At 67.4% G+C, this 2,660-nt stretch carries 1 protein-coding gene; it reads right to left on the bottom strand.

The features are described 5' to 3' along the window. Positions 1-40: 40 nt before the first annotated feature. Positions 41-2,371: a DUF6777 domain-containing protein gene (locus AC6EXY_RS33100; RefSeq protein WP_499819004.1), complete on the bottom strand. Its 2,331-nt coding sequence runs from the start codon at positions 2,369-2,371 to the stop codon at positions 41-43. Between the last annotated feature and the right edge of the window lie 289 nt (positions 2,372-2,660).

Raw genomic sequence — 2,660 nt, 5'->3', positions numbered from 1 at the left:
GCCCGCGCCGCGCGAACCTGCCCACAGGCCGCGATTTCCATCAGCCGCCGAGGGTGGCTATTCCAGCCATGATCGCATCCGCCGCGGCCGGCAGCGTCGGCTTCGCGGGCTCCGCCACGTTGTCGCCCCCTAGAAACACCGAGACACAGACGATGTCCACCCCGTCGTCCACGAACAGAACCCGTCGCGACCCGCCCGAATAGGTCAGATAACTTACCGCCGGGTAGCCGTCCACACCCGCCGCCGATATTTCGGTGGGGCCAGCGGGGGGCTTTTCGGTGCTGGCGCATCGCCGAGCCGCATCTCCAACCATCGCGAGAAGTTTCGAGGCGGCAGAACCGGTCGTGAACTGAATTATCTCCGTCGTAAATGTTACACCCTCGACATTATATGTCGTAAATGCATGCCCATTCTCGCCCGGAAAGCTGCTCGGTACCGCCGAGAACGCCGAGTCCACATTGGGTGTCAGCGTCGCACAATCAATACCGGACAGTTCTTTCGGCTGGCTCGACTGGGTGCCGAGTGTGTTCCCCGAGTTCTCAATGGAAACGTGGCCCGATTGGCCGCCGGGGGGCATTCCAGGGACGCCTGGAAAATAGAACTCACTGGGGAGCAGGGCTGTGGCGAGCCTCATACCTGTCCACTGGTGGGTGAGCGGGCCGGTCGATACGTCCGATACGGTCAGTGCACGCTCCGTGTCAATGGTGACATTTCCGCGCCGACAGAACTCCACGCGGCCGTCCTGTTCGATCTCGGCAATGCTGTCGGCATTACACTGCCAGCCGTCCACTGTCGCGAAACGGCCCGATCCCTGTTGCTCCTGCGGCGGAGCCGCGCGATACGCGGCCAGCACTCGCTGAGCCTCCGCGCAGGACAGCTCGCCGGAGAGCACGACGAGCTGGAGACCGCCGCCCTCGGGGCTCGTGCCCGCGCCGCCGCAACCCCCGGTCTTCCCGGCGTAGTCCTGGTCCTGGGTTCCGGAGGTTCCGACCGTTCGCTGGAACGGCTTTCCGGTCTGCGTGTCGACCAGCACGAACTCGCGGACAGGGGCAGCCACCGGCTGAACGCTGATCACGTTGTTCTCGGTGAACCCGGACCATCTCGGTCCGGTGTACTCGGCGGTTGAGTAACGGACCGGCGGCGTCAGCGGGTTGCCGCAGAAACACTTGACGACGGGGGTGCCGTGGGCGTCGACCAAAACGGCGGTGCCCGCCTGCAGGATTGCCGGGACGGTGGTGGCGCGACCTTTTTTGAAGCCGTGGTTGGTGACGGCGGTGTCGGCCCGGAGCGTGACCGGAGTCAGCCCTCGCACGTAATCGTCAAGGCCATCCGGCTTGATGCCGAGAACAGCGGCCCAGGCGGCGAGAAGATCCGGGTGATTATGGAGAAAGGTCTTCATCGTCGACGAGTCGCAACGGGCGTTGTCCCGGGTTCCGCCGAACAGCCCCGGGGTACTCGCCGGCCGACTCCCGTGCGCAGCAGGCGGTTTCACCCCCGGAACATCATCTCCAATCGCCGGCATGAACGGATTCGGACCGGGTGTCCGGGTTGGTGCCAGGGCAACGTTGAGCGTTCCCCCGACGGCCGCCCGGCCGTCACCGTGTTCCAGGACAAAGGTGATCGCCGCGGTCGCGACGACGATCACCGCGAGGACGGCCGCGGCGGGAGGTAGCCACCTCCGGCGTCGCGGTCGGTCGGCCGGGCCCGCCCGGCGGGTGTCTCCGGCCATGTCCCCAGCGGAGATCACGTCTGCCCGCACCGTGCCGTCCGACCGGTCCATCCCGCCCGGCGTCACCGGGGACGGCGTTATCAGGGACGGAGCACGACTGTCGTTACTCGCCGCACCCTCGACGACCGGCCCGCCGGGAAACCCCGGCGGGCCGGGAAAGGGCGGTGACTCGGACGACTTCGGCCGCCTGCCGCTCACCGCGTGGCCAAGTCCGGACCGCAGGGCGACGATCGCGTCGGCCTCGCTCAACCCGACCAGGTCGACGTAGCGCCGGTCCTGAAGCAGCCCGCGGGGCCTGCCATCGACGACCCTGACCGGCACGACAGCAGGCAGACCGTCCTCGGTCCGGTTGAACCAGGCCGCCTGCCAGACGCCGCCGCTGCCCTCGTCCGGCGCCACCGAGCTGGGAGACAGGACGAGCACCACCCGGGTCGACTGGCGCAGGGCCGCGTCGATGGCACCGATCGTGCTCGCACCGGGGACGACGTCCCAGCCCTCGAAGAATACCCGCGCCGCCTGGCCGTCGACAGGCATGGTGTCCTCGATCTGCCAGGCGATCCAGCGCGCCCACGCTTCGACCTCCCGGTCAAAGCCGATAAGAAAATCGTAGCCTGGCACCGTTTCGCCCCCGACGTGGTCCACGCGAACAATGTTCCCATATGACCACCGCTGTTCGATCACGGGGACGGTTTTCGCGGGATGACCGGCGCCAGGATCGCCGGAGATTTTGACATACCGCCAGAAGGGACCAGTTTTCGCGGAGCACCTGACGCGGACGGTTAACCGAGATGGGTAAGCGTGCGGGCTCCCGCGACCCACCCGTCGGCTACGGAAGGAGCAGGATGCGGCCGAGGTGGGCGCGGTCCTCGAACATGCGGTGCGCGGCGGCCGGGTCGTCGAGGGGAAGGCGCGCGTGCACCGTCGTGCGCAG

Source organism: Frankia sp. RB5, from assembly GCF_059816245.1.
Note: the sequence above shows the minus strand (reverse complement) of the source record. Positions and strands in the feature narration are given on the sequence as shown.